Raw genomic sequence first — 12,217 nt, 5'->3', positions numbered from 1 at the left:
CTACTTAGGTAGCCTGATTTGCATCTTGTCTCCCCTCCCCGCACAATGAAGTCTGTCGCAGTGAAGACAAAAGGTAATTTATGAGTCAGAGTCATTTCTTTGCCCACCTCTCCCGCCTGAAACTCATCAACCGCTGGCCGCTGATGCGCAACGTGCGCACCGAGAATGTGTCAGAACACAGCCTGCAGGTTGCCATGGTCGCTCACGCGCTGGCCGCCATCAAAAACCGCAAGTTCAACGGCAAGGTCAATGCGGAGCGTATTGCTCTGCTGGCGATGTATCACGACGCGTCGGAAGTGCTTACCGGAGATCTGCCTACGCCAGTTAAATATTTCAACTCGCAAATTGCGCAGGAATATAAGGCGATTGAAAAGATTGCCCAGCAGAAGCTGATCGACATGGTCCCGGACGAGTTACGCGATATTTTTGAGCCGCTGATCGATGAACATCAGTACACAGAAGATGAAAAATTGCTGGTGAAGCAGGCTGACGCGCTGTGCGCCTATCTGAAGTGTCTGGAGGAACTGTCAGCGGGCAACAACGAATTTTTATTGGCAAAAACGCGTCTGGAGAAAACGCTGGAATCCCGCCGCAGCGAGGAAATGGACTACTTTATGCAGGTATTTGTGCCAAGCTTCCATTTATCGCTAGATGAGATCAGCCAGGATTCTCCTCTTTAACCCCATGCCGGGTGGCTGCCACGCCTTACCCGGCCGGGGCTTCTGTTTTCCCCATTAAAACGGGAACAGCACCGGTATTAACACTACGCATACCATCATCACCAGCACGGTGAAGGGCACGCCAATCTTGACGAAATCGCTGAATTTATAATTTCCCGGCCCCAGCACCAGCGTATTAACCGGTGACGAGACCGGCGTCATAAACGCCGCCGACGCCGCCATTGCCACCATCATCGCAAAGGGATAGGGTGAAACGCCCATGGATTTCGCCATCGCCAGCGCAATCGGCGCCATCAGGACTGCCGTGGCGGTGTTAGAGATAAAAAGTCCTATCGAGGCGCACATGACGAACAGGCATACCATCATCAGATACGGACCATATCCCCCGCCGACATCCATCAACCCTTTAACGATCATATCCACGCCACCGGTTTTCTGTAGCGCCAGCGCAAAAGGCATCATCCCGACTATTAAAATGATGCTCGGCCAGTGAATGGCTTTATAAGCGCTTTCGGCGTCTATGCAGCGGAATTTACCCATGAGCAGGCAGGCAATAATCGCCGCAACAGGATTGGGGATCTCGTCGGTAAGCATCAGCGCGACCATCAGCACCAGACAAAAAATCGCGTGGGGAGCCTGACTGTGGGCCGGAGAGGCATCACTTTCTTCGACAGGCATATTGAGCACCACGAAATCGCGGCCCTTCTGCCCGAGCTGGCTAATCAGCTTCCAGTTGCCCACCACCAGGAAAATATCTCCCAGCAGGATAGGTTCATCGACCACCGCGCCTTCCATTGCCACACCGTCGCGCTTCAAGCCGACAACGTTCAGACCATAGCGCGTGCGAAATCCCATTTCGCGCACGGTTTTACCCAGTAATTCCGATTCCGGGATCAGCGACACTTCGGCCATCCCCACATCCAACGCCTGGTCTGAGAAATACTCGCCGCGCAGCACCATCGGCTCCAGCAGCTGTTCGCTGCAGAACTCGCGCAGATCCACATCCGCCGTGGACATATCAATCAGCAGGACATCACGCGCACGGAATTCCGACACCCCATTCACGTTCACGATTACCCGGCGAAAGCGACGCCAGCGCTCCACGCCAATCACGTTCGCGCCGTAGCGCTCGCGCAGCCTGAGATCGTCCAGCCGCTGGCCGACCATCGGCGAACCGGGGCGGATAGCGAGGCGGCGAGCGCGCCCGGTCAGACGGTACTCTTTTATCAGATCGCGAAAGGTGCGGCGTTTCCAGCCGTCTTTGGTTTTATCCTGCTTCTCGCCCTTCAGGGCAAAGCGCGTCAGCAGCATATAGATAACGCCCATCACCAGAATCACCAGCCCAAGCGGAGTGACGCTGAAAAAGCTAAACCCCTCAAGCCCTTCGCGGATCAGTTCGCTGTTGACGACCAGGTTCGGCGGCGTGGCCACCAGCGTCATCATGCCGCTAATAAGTCCAGCAAAGCTCAGGGGCATCATCAGGCGCGACGGCGAGATGTGCATTCGCATAGAAACGCTAAGCACAACCGGAATGAAGATTGCAACTACGCCAGTGGAGCTCATAAACGCCCCCAGCCCGGCGACAGTCACCATCAGATAGACCAGCATTTTCGTTTCGCTACTGCCAGCAACCTTGACCAGCCACGTGCCCATAATGGTGGCTACGCCGGTGCGTACGAGGCCATCGCCAATGATAAACAGGGCGGCAATTAAAATAACGTTGGGATCGCTAAAACCGGAAAAGGCTTCCGCAAGCGTGAGGGTACCGCTGAGAACAAAAGCGACAATCACAAACAAGGCGACGGCATCCATGCGCACCTTGCCGGAAGCAAAGAGAATGATGGCGATTAAAAGCAGGCTGAGGACCCAAATCAGTTCACCGTTCACAACATATCCTTGTCAGAGGGGGAGAAAGGATTTTGCCATAAAAAAGCCCCAACAATGTGGGGCTAAATCATGGGATTACATTTTCAGCGAGACTGTTACAACTCCGCCTGGCGCCTTCGTGATAGCAAGCGCGGTCAGGGTGGTGAGCACAAAGTCCGCCTCGTCCAGCCGGGGGGAATCTGCCGGTACGTTGACGGCAATCACGCGGCTTCCGGCGTTTAGCCCTGCCAGTACACCCGCCGCGGCGTCTTCTACTACTACGCACTCTGCCGGTGCCAGGCCAAGCAGTTCAGCGCCCAGTAAAAATGCGTCCGGCTCAGGTTTGCCGCGCTTTACCCGCTCAGCAGTGATAAACACGTCTGGCGTCGGTAGACCCGCTGCCTTGTGACGGGCATGAGCAACAGGGATAGAGCCGGAGGTAACGATAGCCCAAGGGATCTGCGCTTCATTCAGATGCTCAAGCAGTTCGCGCGCGCCCGGCAACGCGGTAATGCCGTCGGTATCAGTCGCTTCGATTTGCTCAAGATAGCTGAACTCCGCCTGAATCTCTTCCTCAGAACGCCCTGCCAGGAAGTGTCGCAAGGAGGTAATGGCCTGTTTGCCATGGATGAAATTCAGTACGTCCTGATGGTCGATGCCATGCCTGTCAGCCCAATGGCACCACGAACGCTCCACAACCGGCAGCGAATCCACCAGCGTACCGTCCAGATCAAACAGAAAACCTTTACACTGCACACGCACCTCCGTCAGGCATTAATGATTTGTTGAATTTCGTTGCTGCTCAAATGGTACTGGCGCGGGCAGGAGTGCCAGACGCTCAGCATGCGCTGATATTTTTCCCACATTGGGGTCTGCGCGTTAAAGCCATGGGTGCCCGCATCAAAATGGGTATAGCGCCCTTCTGTATTCACCATAAAGCGGACATAGCTCAGATAGCGTGCTTCCGTTGCGGCATCAAAGCCTAAGAACGTTACGCGGCGCTCGTCAATCGATTGCTGATCCTTGAGATTTGTCCAGGAGACATGCAGCGCGTGATACATCTCCATGATGTCGATAACGATGCGGCAGGTTTCTTCTTTCAGCTCGCCAAACTCGCGGTCTAGTTCGCGCATCTGTAAACCAAACCCGCGTTCGACTATCGTTTGCAGGCGGCTGTAGCGCTCAGCGTTATCGGGATCAAGCATAGTCATCATCTTGTACTGGTTAGACAAAATCAGACGTTGAGCATGGGTCATTTCCATCTTTCGACTCCTGTAGCGCATTGCACTTTAAAAAAAAGACACGGTAACTGTTTGTTACTGTGCCTTCTTTTACTGGTCGTTTCGATGATCAATCACAAGTCATCGAGGAATGTTTTATCAAGTTGTTTAAAAGCCCGTTTTAAGGTGTCGGCCAGGGCCTGGTAATCTGGCTTGCCTTCAACGGGCGCGAGCGCCTGTCCCGCCTCTTCAAGTTTCCCACGGACTTCATAAAACCAGTGTAAAATAGTAGGCGGTAGCGGCGTGATTGAGCGTTTCCCTAACCACCACAGCCCCTGCATGGGCAGGCTAAGGGCAAACAGTGCGGTGGCAACAGCCGGGCCAAGCTGTCCACCCAGTGCAATTTGCCAACACAGGGTAAAGATGGCGACAGGTGGCATAAAACGAATCGCATAGCGCGTGGCGCGAATGACGCGATTGTCGATAAACATCGGCGCAAGGCGCTTTTCAAGTGGCCACGTCTTTGCGTAATGCTGCCCCCGGCGAAACAGACTGAAGAAGTTCACGGATGGGATTTCAGGTGTCGACATGGCTGTACCTCAACTTCACATATAAAAATTAAAATTTTTGTGCAAAACCACAACAGGCTATGACAACGTTCAAAATATTTTGTCATCGCTACCCCGTATCGGGTATTCTGTGCCAGCCTGATAGGGCCTTAGACGAGAATCATTAACTCGTCAAATTATCGCATATTATGCCATTGTCTGAAAAATGTTCAAAATGGCGTAAAATCATAGGTATTTCTTCCATCATGCCACAATGTTCGTTCGGCATGATGTTAATCATAAATGTCTGGGTCAGCATGCGTTACGCTAGTAGACTCACTGACGTTTTTTTAGCCACGTATCAATTATAGGTACTTCCATGTCGAGTAAGTTAGTACTGGTTCTGAACTGCGGTAGCTCCTCACTGAAATTCGCCATCATCGATGCGCTCAACGGTGACGAGTACCTCTCTGGTTTGGCCGAATGTTTCCATCTGCCTGAAGCACGTATCAAGTGGAAGATGGACGGCAGCAAACAAGAAGCGGCTTTAGGTGCAGGCGCCGCTCACAGTGAAGCGCTGAACTTTATCGTTAACACTATTCTGGCACAAAAACCAGAACTGTCTGCTCAGCTGACTGCGATTGGTCACCGTATCGTCCACGGCGGCGAAAAATACACCAGTTCCGTCGTGATCGACGAATCAGTGATCCAGGGCATTAAAGACTCTGCATCCTTCGCACCACTGCATAACCCAGCTCACCTGATCGGTATCGCTGAAGCGCTGAAATCCTTCCCGAATCTGAAAGACAAAAACGTGGCCGTATTTGATACCGCGTTCCATCAGACCATGCCGGAAGAATCTTACCTCTATGCGCTGCCGTACAGCCTGTACAAAGAGCACGGCGTACGTCGTTATGGCGCACACGGCACCAGCCATTTCTATGTGACTCAGGAAGCCGCGAAAGTCCTGAACAAGCCGGTTGAAGAAGTTAACATCATCACTTGCCACCTGGGCAACGGCGGTTCTGTTTCTGCGATCCGTAACGGTAAATGTGTTGATACCTCCATGGGTCTGACCCCGCTGGAAGGTCTGGTGATGGGTACCCGTTCCGGTGACATCGACCCGGCGATTATCTTCCACCTGCATGACACCCTGGGCATGAGCGTTGATCAGATCAACAAAATGCTGACTAAAGAGTCTGGCCTGCTCGGTCTGACCGAAGTCACCAGCGACTGCCGTTATGTTGAAGACAACTACGCAGACAAAGAAGACGCTAAACGTGCAATGGACGTTTACTGCCACCGTCTGGCGAAGTACATCGGCTCTTACACTGCGCTGATGGACGGTCGTCTGGACGCGGTTATCTTCACCGGCGGTATCGGTGAGAACGCGGCAATGGTTCGTGAACTGTCCCTGGGCAAACTGGGCGTTCTGGGCTTCGACGTCGATCACGAGCGTAACCTGGCTGCCCGCTTCGGCAAGTCTGGCTTCATCAACAAAGAAGGCACCCGCCCTGCTATCGTTATCCCAACTAACGAAGAGCTGGTCATCGCGCAAGACGCGAACCGTCTGACTGCCTGATTCCACACCGCCAGCTTAGCTGGCGGTGCTGTTTTGTAACCCGCCACAGTTTGGCGGTAACGAAAGAGGATAAACCGTGTCCCGTACTATTATGCTGATCCCTACCGGAACCAGCGTCGGCCTGACCAGCGTCAGCCTTGGCGTCATCCGTGCTATGGAACGCAAAGGCGTTCGTCTGAGCGTCTTTAAGCCCATCGCCCAGCCACGTGCCGGTGGCGATGCGCCAGACCAGACCACCTCCATTATTCGCAAGAACTCCAATCTGCCAGCGGCTGAACCGCTGAAGATGAGCCACGTTGAATCGCTGCTGTCCAGCAACCAGAAAGACGTGCTGATGGAAGAGATCATCGCCAACTACCACGCTAATGCGCAAGACGCAGAAGTGGTGCTGGTTGAAGGTCTGGTTCCAACGCGCAAACACCAGTTTGCTCAGTCTCTGAACTTCGAAATTGCAAAAACGCTGAACGCAGAGATCGTCTTCGTGATGTCCCAGGGTACCGATACCCAGGAACAGCTCAAAGAACGTATTGAACTGACTCGCAGCAGCTTCGGCGGCGCGAAAAATTCCAACATCACCGGCGTTATCGTTAACAAACTGAACGCCCCGGTTGATGAGCAGGGCCGTACTCGCCCTGACCTGTCTGAGATCTTCGACGACTCTTCTAAAGCAAAAGTCATCAAAGTTGACCCGGCTACCCTGCAAGAATCCAGCCCGCTGCCTGTTCTGGGCGCAGTGCCGTGGAGCTTCGATCTGATTGCAACCCGTGCAATCGATATGGCGCGCCACCTGAACGCGACCGTGGTTAACGAAGGCGATATCAACACTCGCCGCGTGAAGTCCGTGACCTTCTGTGCGCGCAGCATTCCGCACATGCTGGAACACTTCCGTGCAGGCTCCCTGCTGGTCACCTCCGCAGACCGTCCAGACGTGCTGGTTGCAGCATGCCTGGCAGCAATGAACGGCGTCGAAATCGGTGCCATCCTGCTGACCGGTGCCTACGAGATGGACCCACGCGTTAGCAAGCTGTGCGAACGCGCATTTGCGACTGGCCTGCCGGTCTTCATGGTGAACACCAACACCTGGCAGACCTCTCTGAGCCTGCAGAGCTTCAACCTGGAAGTGCCGGTTGATGACCACGAGCGTATCGAGAAAGTTCAGGAATACGTTGCTGGCTACATCAATGCTGACTGGATCGAATCCCTGACGGCAACCTCCGAGCGCAGCCGCCGTCTGTCTCCACCAGCCTTCCGCTACCAATTGACCGAACTGGCGCGTAAAGCGGGCAAACGCGTTGTTCTGCCAGAAGGCGACGAACCGCGTACCGTTAAAGCAGCGGCTATCTGTGCAGAGCGCGGCATCGCGACCTGTGTGCTGCTGGGTAACCCGGATGAGATCACCCGCGTTGCAGCGTCTCAGGGCGTTGAGCTGGGTGCTGGCATCGAAATCGTCGATCCAGAAGTGGTTCGCGAAAGCTACGTTGCCCGTCTGGTTGAGCTGCGTAAGAGCAAGGGCATGACCGAAGCCGTTGCGCGCGAACAGCTGGAAGACAACGTGGTGTTGGGTACGCTGATGCTGGAACAGGACGAAGTTGACGGTCTGGTTTCCGGTGCAGTTCACACCACCGCGAACACCATTCGTCCACCGCTGCAGCTGATCAAAACGGCACCGGGCAGTTCTCTGGTCTCTTCCGTCTTCTTCATGCTGCTGCCTGAACAGGTTTACGTTTACGGCGACTGTGCGATTAACCCGGATCCTACGGCAGAACAGCTGGCTGAAATCGCTATTCAGTCTGCGGACTCGGCGATTGCCTTCGGTATCGAACCACGCGTTGCGATGCTCTCCTACTCCACCGGCACCTCGGGTGCAGGTAGCGACGTAGAGAAAGTCCGTGAAGCGACCCGTCTGGCACAGGAAAAACGTCCTGACCTGATGATCGACGGCCCGCTGCAGTACGACGCCGCGGTCATGGCTGACGTTGCGAAATCCAAAGCGCCTAACTCGCCGGTTGCTGGTCGCGCTACCGTGTTCATCTTCCCGGATCTGAATACCGGTAACACCACCTACAAAGCAGTACAGCGCTCAGCAGACCTGATCTCCATCGGGCCAATGCTGCAAGGCATGCGCAAGCCTGTGAACGACTTGTCCCGTGGCGCGCTGGTTGACGATATCGTCTACACCATTGCTCTGACCGCGATACAGTCTTCACAGCAGCAGCAGTAATTTCTTCGCTGCACTAAAAAGGCGACCTACTGGTCGCCTTTTTTATTTACAGCAGCTCCCTCGCCGCCGCCACAATATCATGCGCCGTCAGACCGTACTCTTTTTGCAGGAAGTCCTGCGTACCCACCTGCCCATAACGCTCCTTCACGCCAACACGGCGCATCGGCACCGGACAGGTTTCCACCAGCACTTCTGCCACCGCTGACCCCAGCCCGTTATGAATGCTGTGGTTTTCGCAGGTGACGATGCGCCCGGTTTTCTCGGCATAGTTTTTCACCAGCATCCGGTCAATCGGCTTCAGGGTAAACATATCGATCACCGCAGCGCTTACACCCTCTTGTTCCAGCTGGCGCGCCGCTTCCAACGCTTCTGCCACCATGATACCGTTGGCAATGAGCGTAATATCGTTTCCCTCACGCAGCACGTTGCCTTTGCCGATGGTAAACGTCGAGCCCGGCGCATACACACTCGGGGCCTGCTTACGGATGGTACGTACCCAGTAGAAACCGTCGAGGTCGATAAGCTGGCGCAACACATCCTCAAACATCACCGCATCGGTCACTTCCAGCACCACGGAATGGGCCAGGCCGCGCACGATACCCATATCCTCAAACGACATATGTGTGCCGCCGTTATGACATGCCGTGACCCCGGCATCCGAAGCAATAACCTTCACATTATTGCGCTGGTAGTCCAGGGACATAAAAAGCTGATCGAAGCAGCGACGGCTGGCAAAGGCGGTAAAGGTATGTACGAACGGCTTGCGTCCGGTAAGCGACAGCCCTGCCGCCGTGCCGATGACGTTAGCCTCCATAATGCCGCAGTTAATCACGTGCTGCGGATAATCGCGCGCGACGCCGTCCATCGCCATTGAGCTCATCAGATCGGCTTCAAGCGCGATAATTTCGCTCCCCACCTCAATCTGTTCTGCCACAAATCCCGCGTAGACTTTACGCATCTCAACGGCGTCTTTCTGGCCTGCAGGTGCAACGTTAATCATGTGAAGCCTCCAGTTTGCGAATCGTCTGGCTGAGTGCCGCTTTGCTCTCCTCGGTCAATCGAAGATGGTGCGAATTGCTGAGCTGCTCCAGATACGGCACCCCCTGGCCTTTGATGCTGTCGAGGATCACTACCAGCGGACGCGCGTCTGCTGCGGGCACCAGGGACGTCACCTCCAGCAGCGCCGGAATGTCGTCCCCTTTCACGGTCACGACGTCATAGCCAAACGCACGGAATTTTCCTTCCAGGTCAAACGCGCTGATGATCTCGTCCAGCTCGCCATCCAGCTGCTGCTTGTTCCAGTCCACGAATATCGTCAGGTTGTTCAGACGATGGTGAGCAATAAACTGGAATGCTTCCCAGCACTGGCCTTCGTTCAGTTCGCCATCGCCCACGATGCAAAATACCCGGTTTGGCCTTCCTGCCAGCCTGTGTGACAACGCCATTCCGCCTGCGATCGAAATCCCCTGCCCCAGCGAGCCGGTGGTGGCATCTACGCCGCGGGTTTTCAGACGGTCCGGATGGCTTGGCAGCCGCGTGCCGTTCTGGTTGAGCGTGCTCAACTCTTCAACCGGGAAATAGCCCTTAATCGCCAGCGTACTGTACAGCGCCGGGCCGGCGTGGCCCTTCGACAGCACAAAGTAGTCGCGCTCTGGCCAGTCCGGATCCGCCGGATCAATTTTCATGACTGCGCCATACAGTACAGCCAAGGTTTCGACGACCGACATACTGCCGCCGTAGTGACCAAACCCAAGCTGCGTCAGCGATTTCAGGGTCTCAAGGCGGATTTGACGCGCCAGGTCAGTTATCTCTTTCTCATTCATGATTTGGCTCCGGTGTTTTCCTGCGCGTTATCATCCGCAGGTTTGTTTTTAGCGAACACGTTGTACACCACCAGGAGCGCGAACAACGCCACAACCAGCCCGGTGATGGCAAGCGGTGAGAGGAAGCGCGCCAGGTTGCCCAGCACAATCCCGACCGCGCCAAAGTCGGCATCTGAGAAGGTGGTATTAGCGAAACCAATCGCACCCAATACCGGCAGCAGCAGAACCGGCAGGAAGGTGATCAGAAGCCCGTTGGCGAAGGCACCGATCATCGCCCCGCGACGTCCGCCAGTTGCGTTACCGAACACGCCCGCAGTCGCACCGGTAAAGAAGTGCGGCACCACGCCCGGCAGGATCAGCACCCAGCTAAACTGGCCGCAGATGAACAGCCCCACCAGCCCGCCGAGGAAGCTGAACAGGAAGCCAATCAGCACCGCGTTTGGCGCATACGGATAGACCACCGGACAGTCCAGCGCAGGACGCGCATTGGGGACCAGTTTTTCAGAGAAGCCGGTAAAGGCCGGGACGATTTCTGCAAGAATCAAACGCACGCCCTGCAGAATGATGAACACCCCGGCCGCAAAGGTAATGGCCATGATGATGGCGTAGACCAGGTAGTTTTGCCCGCCGCTGAAGGTTGCCTCAACGTACTCACGCCCGGCGCTCACCGCCATGATTAGGTAGATAATCATCATGGTCAGCGAAATGGAGATAGAGCTATCGCGCAGGAAGCTCAGGTTCTTCGGCAGGTTCATCTCTTCAGTTGAGCGGGAGCCTTTTCCGAATTTGCTGCCAATCCAGCCCGACAGCACGTATCCCAGAGTTCCGAAGTGACCGAAAGCGATATCATCAGTGCCGGTAATGCGCTTCATATAGCGTTGCGCAATGGCCGGGAAAAAGGCCATCACCAGACCGAGGATCAGCGAGCCGGTAAAGACCAGACCGACGCCCTCAAAGCCTGCAACCGTCAGAATCACACCAATCATGCAGGCCATGTAGAACGTGTGATGTCCGGTCAGGAAGATGTATTTGAGGCGGGTAAAGCGGGCGACAATGATATTCGCCACCATGCCAAAAGCCATAATCAGTGCGGTCGATGCTCCGTATTTTTCCAGCGCAATCGACACAATTGCTTCATTGTTAGGAATAATGCCCTGGATATTAAAGGCGTGTTCAAACATACCGCCTAGTGGATTTAACGATCCCACCAGAACCGTGGCCCCACCGCCCAGTACGATAAAGCCAAGAATGGTTTTAATGGTGCCTTTTACCACATCGGAAAAGGATTTTTTCTGCGCGACCAGGCCAATTAATGCAATGAGGCCGACCAGTACCGAAGGAACTTTTAAAATATCAACAACGAAATTCAGCGTTTCAAGGATAAACATATCCACCTCGCCTAATCAGGATTATTGTCTTTCGAACCAGGCACGCAGCTGCGCTTCAAGTTCATTGATGTCGATGATGTTGTTGATCACCACCAGCTGGCTTTCCGGCACGCTGGCGCTGGCCGCAATGTCTTTCGCCATCACAAAAAGGTCGGCCGCGCCTGGCGTGGCGGAAGAGAGATCGGAGTGCTCAACCTCGGCTTCAATATCGAGTTTTTTGAGCACCTTTTTAATATTCATTTCGACCATAAAACTACTGCCGAGGCCGGAACCGCAAATAGCCATGATTTTCATTGTCGTCCCCTATTTTGAGTAAAGTTCGCCCCATCACGCTGGCGCGTAATGTTGTGATTAATCGGATGAAATAATTAAATCAGAAGCGGTCGATAATTGTTTTTATCTCCTCCAGGGTATTCGCCTGATGTAATTCAGCCATATCTTCGTCGCTGGAAAATAATTCCGCCAGCGCAGAGATCGTTTCGATATGACTGTGTTTGTCCGGTGCAGCGAGCATCACGATCACGTCAACGGGATCGAATTCTCCCGCACCGAATGAGACTCCCTGTTTCAGTTTTAATAATGAGAGGCCAAGTCCTTTCGCCCCTTCTTCAGGCCGCGCATGCGGCATGGCTAGCCCTGGTGCCAGCACATAGTAAGGCCCTAAGGCGTGGTGTTGGTCGACGATCGCCGTGACGTATTCTGGCGATATCACCTGCAAATCCAGCAGCGGTTTCGCGCACAGCGCCAATGCCTGGGACCAGTCCTCGACGCTATCGGCAAGCGTGATGGTTGTATCATATATCCACTTTTTGAGCACTTTGCCCCCCCGTCATAGCACCAAAGATGAGCAAACTTTATTCAACACAACACTCATTGGCTGCGATCGTGA

General features: G+C 54.5%; 12 protein-coding genes. 3 read left to right on the top strand and 9 right to left on the bottom strand.

The window, feature by feature from the left end:
* Positions 1–80 precede the first annotated feature (80 nt).
* A complete protein-coding gene (gene yfbR, locus V5P19_RS01205) occupies positions 81–680 on the top strand; it encodes a 5'-deoxynucleotidase (protein WP_334399353.1) in 600 nt (199 codons plus the stop codon).
* A 54-nt stretch (positions 681–734) separates the two neighbouring features.
* On the opposite strand, the gene V5P19_RS01200 is transcribed toward yfbR, so the two are convergent.
* The 4 genes from V5P19_RS01200 to yfbV all read right to left on the bottom strand — a co-directional run bounded on the left by V5P19_RS01200 (position 735) and on the right by yfbV (position 4,356).
* Positions 735–2,567, bottom strand: coding sequence for an SLC13 family permease (locus tag V5P19_RS01200; protein ID WP_334399351.1), 1,833 nt, complete (start codon positions 2,565–2,567; stop codon positions 735–737).
* A gap of 75 nt (positions 2,568–2,642) precedes the next feature.
* Entirely contained in the window at positions 2,643–3,302 is a 660-nt protein-coding gene (locus V5P19_RS01195; protein ID WP_334399349.1) for a sugar phosphatase, read from the bottom strand.
* An 11-nt stretch (positions 3,303–3,313) separates the two neighbouring features.
* A complete protein-coding gene (locus V5P19_RS01190; RefSeq protein ID WP_334399347.1) occupies positions 3,314–3,808 on the bottom strand; it encodes a YfbU family protein in 495 nt (164 codons plus the stop codon).
* A gap of 92 nt (positions 3,809–3,900) precedes the next feature.
* A complete protein-coding gene (yfbV, locus tag V5P19_RS01185; RefSeq protein ID WP_334399345.1) occupies positions 3,901–4,356 on the bottom strand; it encodes a terminus macrodomain insulation protein YfbV in 456 nt (151 codons plus the stop codon).
* A gap of 337 nt (positions 4,357–4,693) precedes the next feature.
* On the opposite strand from yfbV, the gene ackA reads away from it, so the two are divergent.
* A complete protein-coding gene (gene ackA / locus V5P19_RS01180; protein ID WP_334399343.1) occupies positions 4,694–5,896 on the top strand; it encodes an acetate kinase in 1,203 nt (400 codons plus the stop codon).
* Between the two features lie 76 nt (positions 5,897–5,972).
* A complete protein-coding gene (gene pta, locus V5P19_RS01175; RefSeq protein ID WP_334399341.1) occupies positions 5,973–8,117 on the top strand; it encodes a phosphate acetyltransferase in 2,145 nt (714 codons plus the stop codon).
* A 46-nt stretch (positions 8,118–8,163) separates the two neighbouring features.
* Here pta and V5P19_RS01170 read toward each other — a convergent pair whose 3' ends face one another.
* From V5P19_RS01170 to V5P19_RS01150, 5 genes are all read right to left on the bottom strand, one after another.
* Positions 8,164–9,117 (bottom strand): transketolase family protein, encoded by a 954-nt coding sequence (locus V5P19_RS01170; RefSeq protein ID WP_334399339.1) that lies wholly within the window; start codon positions 9,115–9,117, stop codon positions 8,164–8,166.
* Positions 9,110–9,940: a transketolase gene (locus V5P19_RS01165; RefSeq protein ID WP_334399337.1), complete on the bottom strand. Its 831-nt coding sequence runs from the start codon at positions 9,938–9,940 to the stop codon at positions 9,110–9,112. The genes V5P19_RS01170 and V5P19_RS01165 overlap by 8 nt, the downstream gene beginning before the upstream one ends.
* Positions 9,937–11,328 carry a PTS ascorbate transporter subunit IIC gene (locus V5P19_RS01160; RefSeq protein WP_334399335.1) on the bottom strand — a complete coding sequence of 464 codons (1,392 nt, stop codon included), beginning with the start codon at positions 11,326–11,328 and terminating at the stop codon, positions 9,937–9,939. The genes V5P19_RS01165 and V5P19_RS01160 overlap by 4 nt, the downstream gene beginning before the upstream one ends.
* A 21-nt stretch (positions 11,329–11,349) precedes the next feature.
* Complete coding sequence (locus V5P19_RS01155) at positions 11,350–11,622, bottom strand: PTS sugar transporter subunit IIB (protein WP_218307715.1); 273 nt, start codon at positions 11,620–11,622, stop codon at positions 11,350–11,352.
* A 79-nt stretch (positions 11,623–11,701) separates the two neighbouring features.
* Positions 11,702–12,145 carry a PTS sugar transporter subunit IIA gene (locus tag V5P19_RS01150; protein WP_334399329.1) on the bottom strand — a complete coding sequence of 148 codons (444 nt, stop codon included), beginning with the start codon at positions 12,143–12,145 and terminating at the stop codon, positions 11,702–11,704.
* Positions 12,146–12,217: the final 72 nt, after the last annotated feature.

Source organism: Enterobacter sp. UNJFSC 003 (genome assembly GCF_036903355.1).
GTDB lineage: Bacteria > Pseudomonadota > Gammaproteobacteria > Enterobacterales > Enterobacteriaceae > Enterobacter.
Note: the sequence above shows the minus strand (reverse complement) of the source record. Positions and strands in the feature narration are given on the sequence as shown.

What these genes read in the sequence shown, in the direction of transcription:
- yfbR (WP_334399353.1), top strand. Translation starts at nt 81, where the DNA reads ATGAGTCAGAGTCATTTCTTTGCCCACCTCTCCCGCCTGAAACTCATC.
- V5P19_RS01190 (WP_334399347.1), bottom strand. Translation starts at nt 3,808, where the DNA reads ATGGAAATGACCCATGCTCAACGTCTGATTTTGTCTAACCAGTACAAG.
- yfbV (WP_334399345.1), bottom strand. Translation starts at nt 4,356, where the DNA reads ATGTCGACACCTGAAATCCCATCCGTGAACTTCTTCAGTCTGTTTCGC.
- ackA (WP_334399343.1), top strand. Translation starts at nt 4,694, where the DNA reads ATGTCGAGTAAGTTAGTACTGGTTCTGAACTGCGGTAGCTCCTCACTG.
- V5P19_RS01170 (WP_334399339.1), bottom strand. Translation starts at nt 9,117, where the DNA reads ATGATTAACGTTGCACCTGCAGGCCAGAAAGACGCCGTTGAGATGCGT.
- V5P19_RS01165 (WP_334399337.1), bottom strand. Translation starts at nt 9,940, where the DNA reads ATGAATGAGAAAGAGATAACTGACCTGGCGCGTCAAATCCGCCTTGAG.
- V5P19_RS01160 (WP_334399335.1), bottom strand. Translation starts at nt 11,328, where the DNA reads ATGTTTATCCTTGAAACGCTGAATTTCGTTGTTGATATTTTAAAAGTT.
- V5P19_RS01155 (WP_218307715.1), bottom strand. Translation starts at nt 11,622, where the DNA reads ATGAAAATCATGGCTATTTGCGGTTCCGGCCTCGGCAGTAGTTTTATG.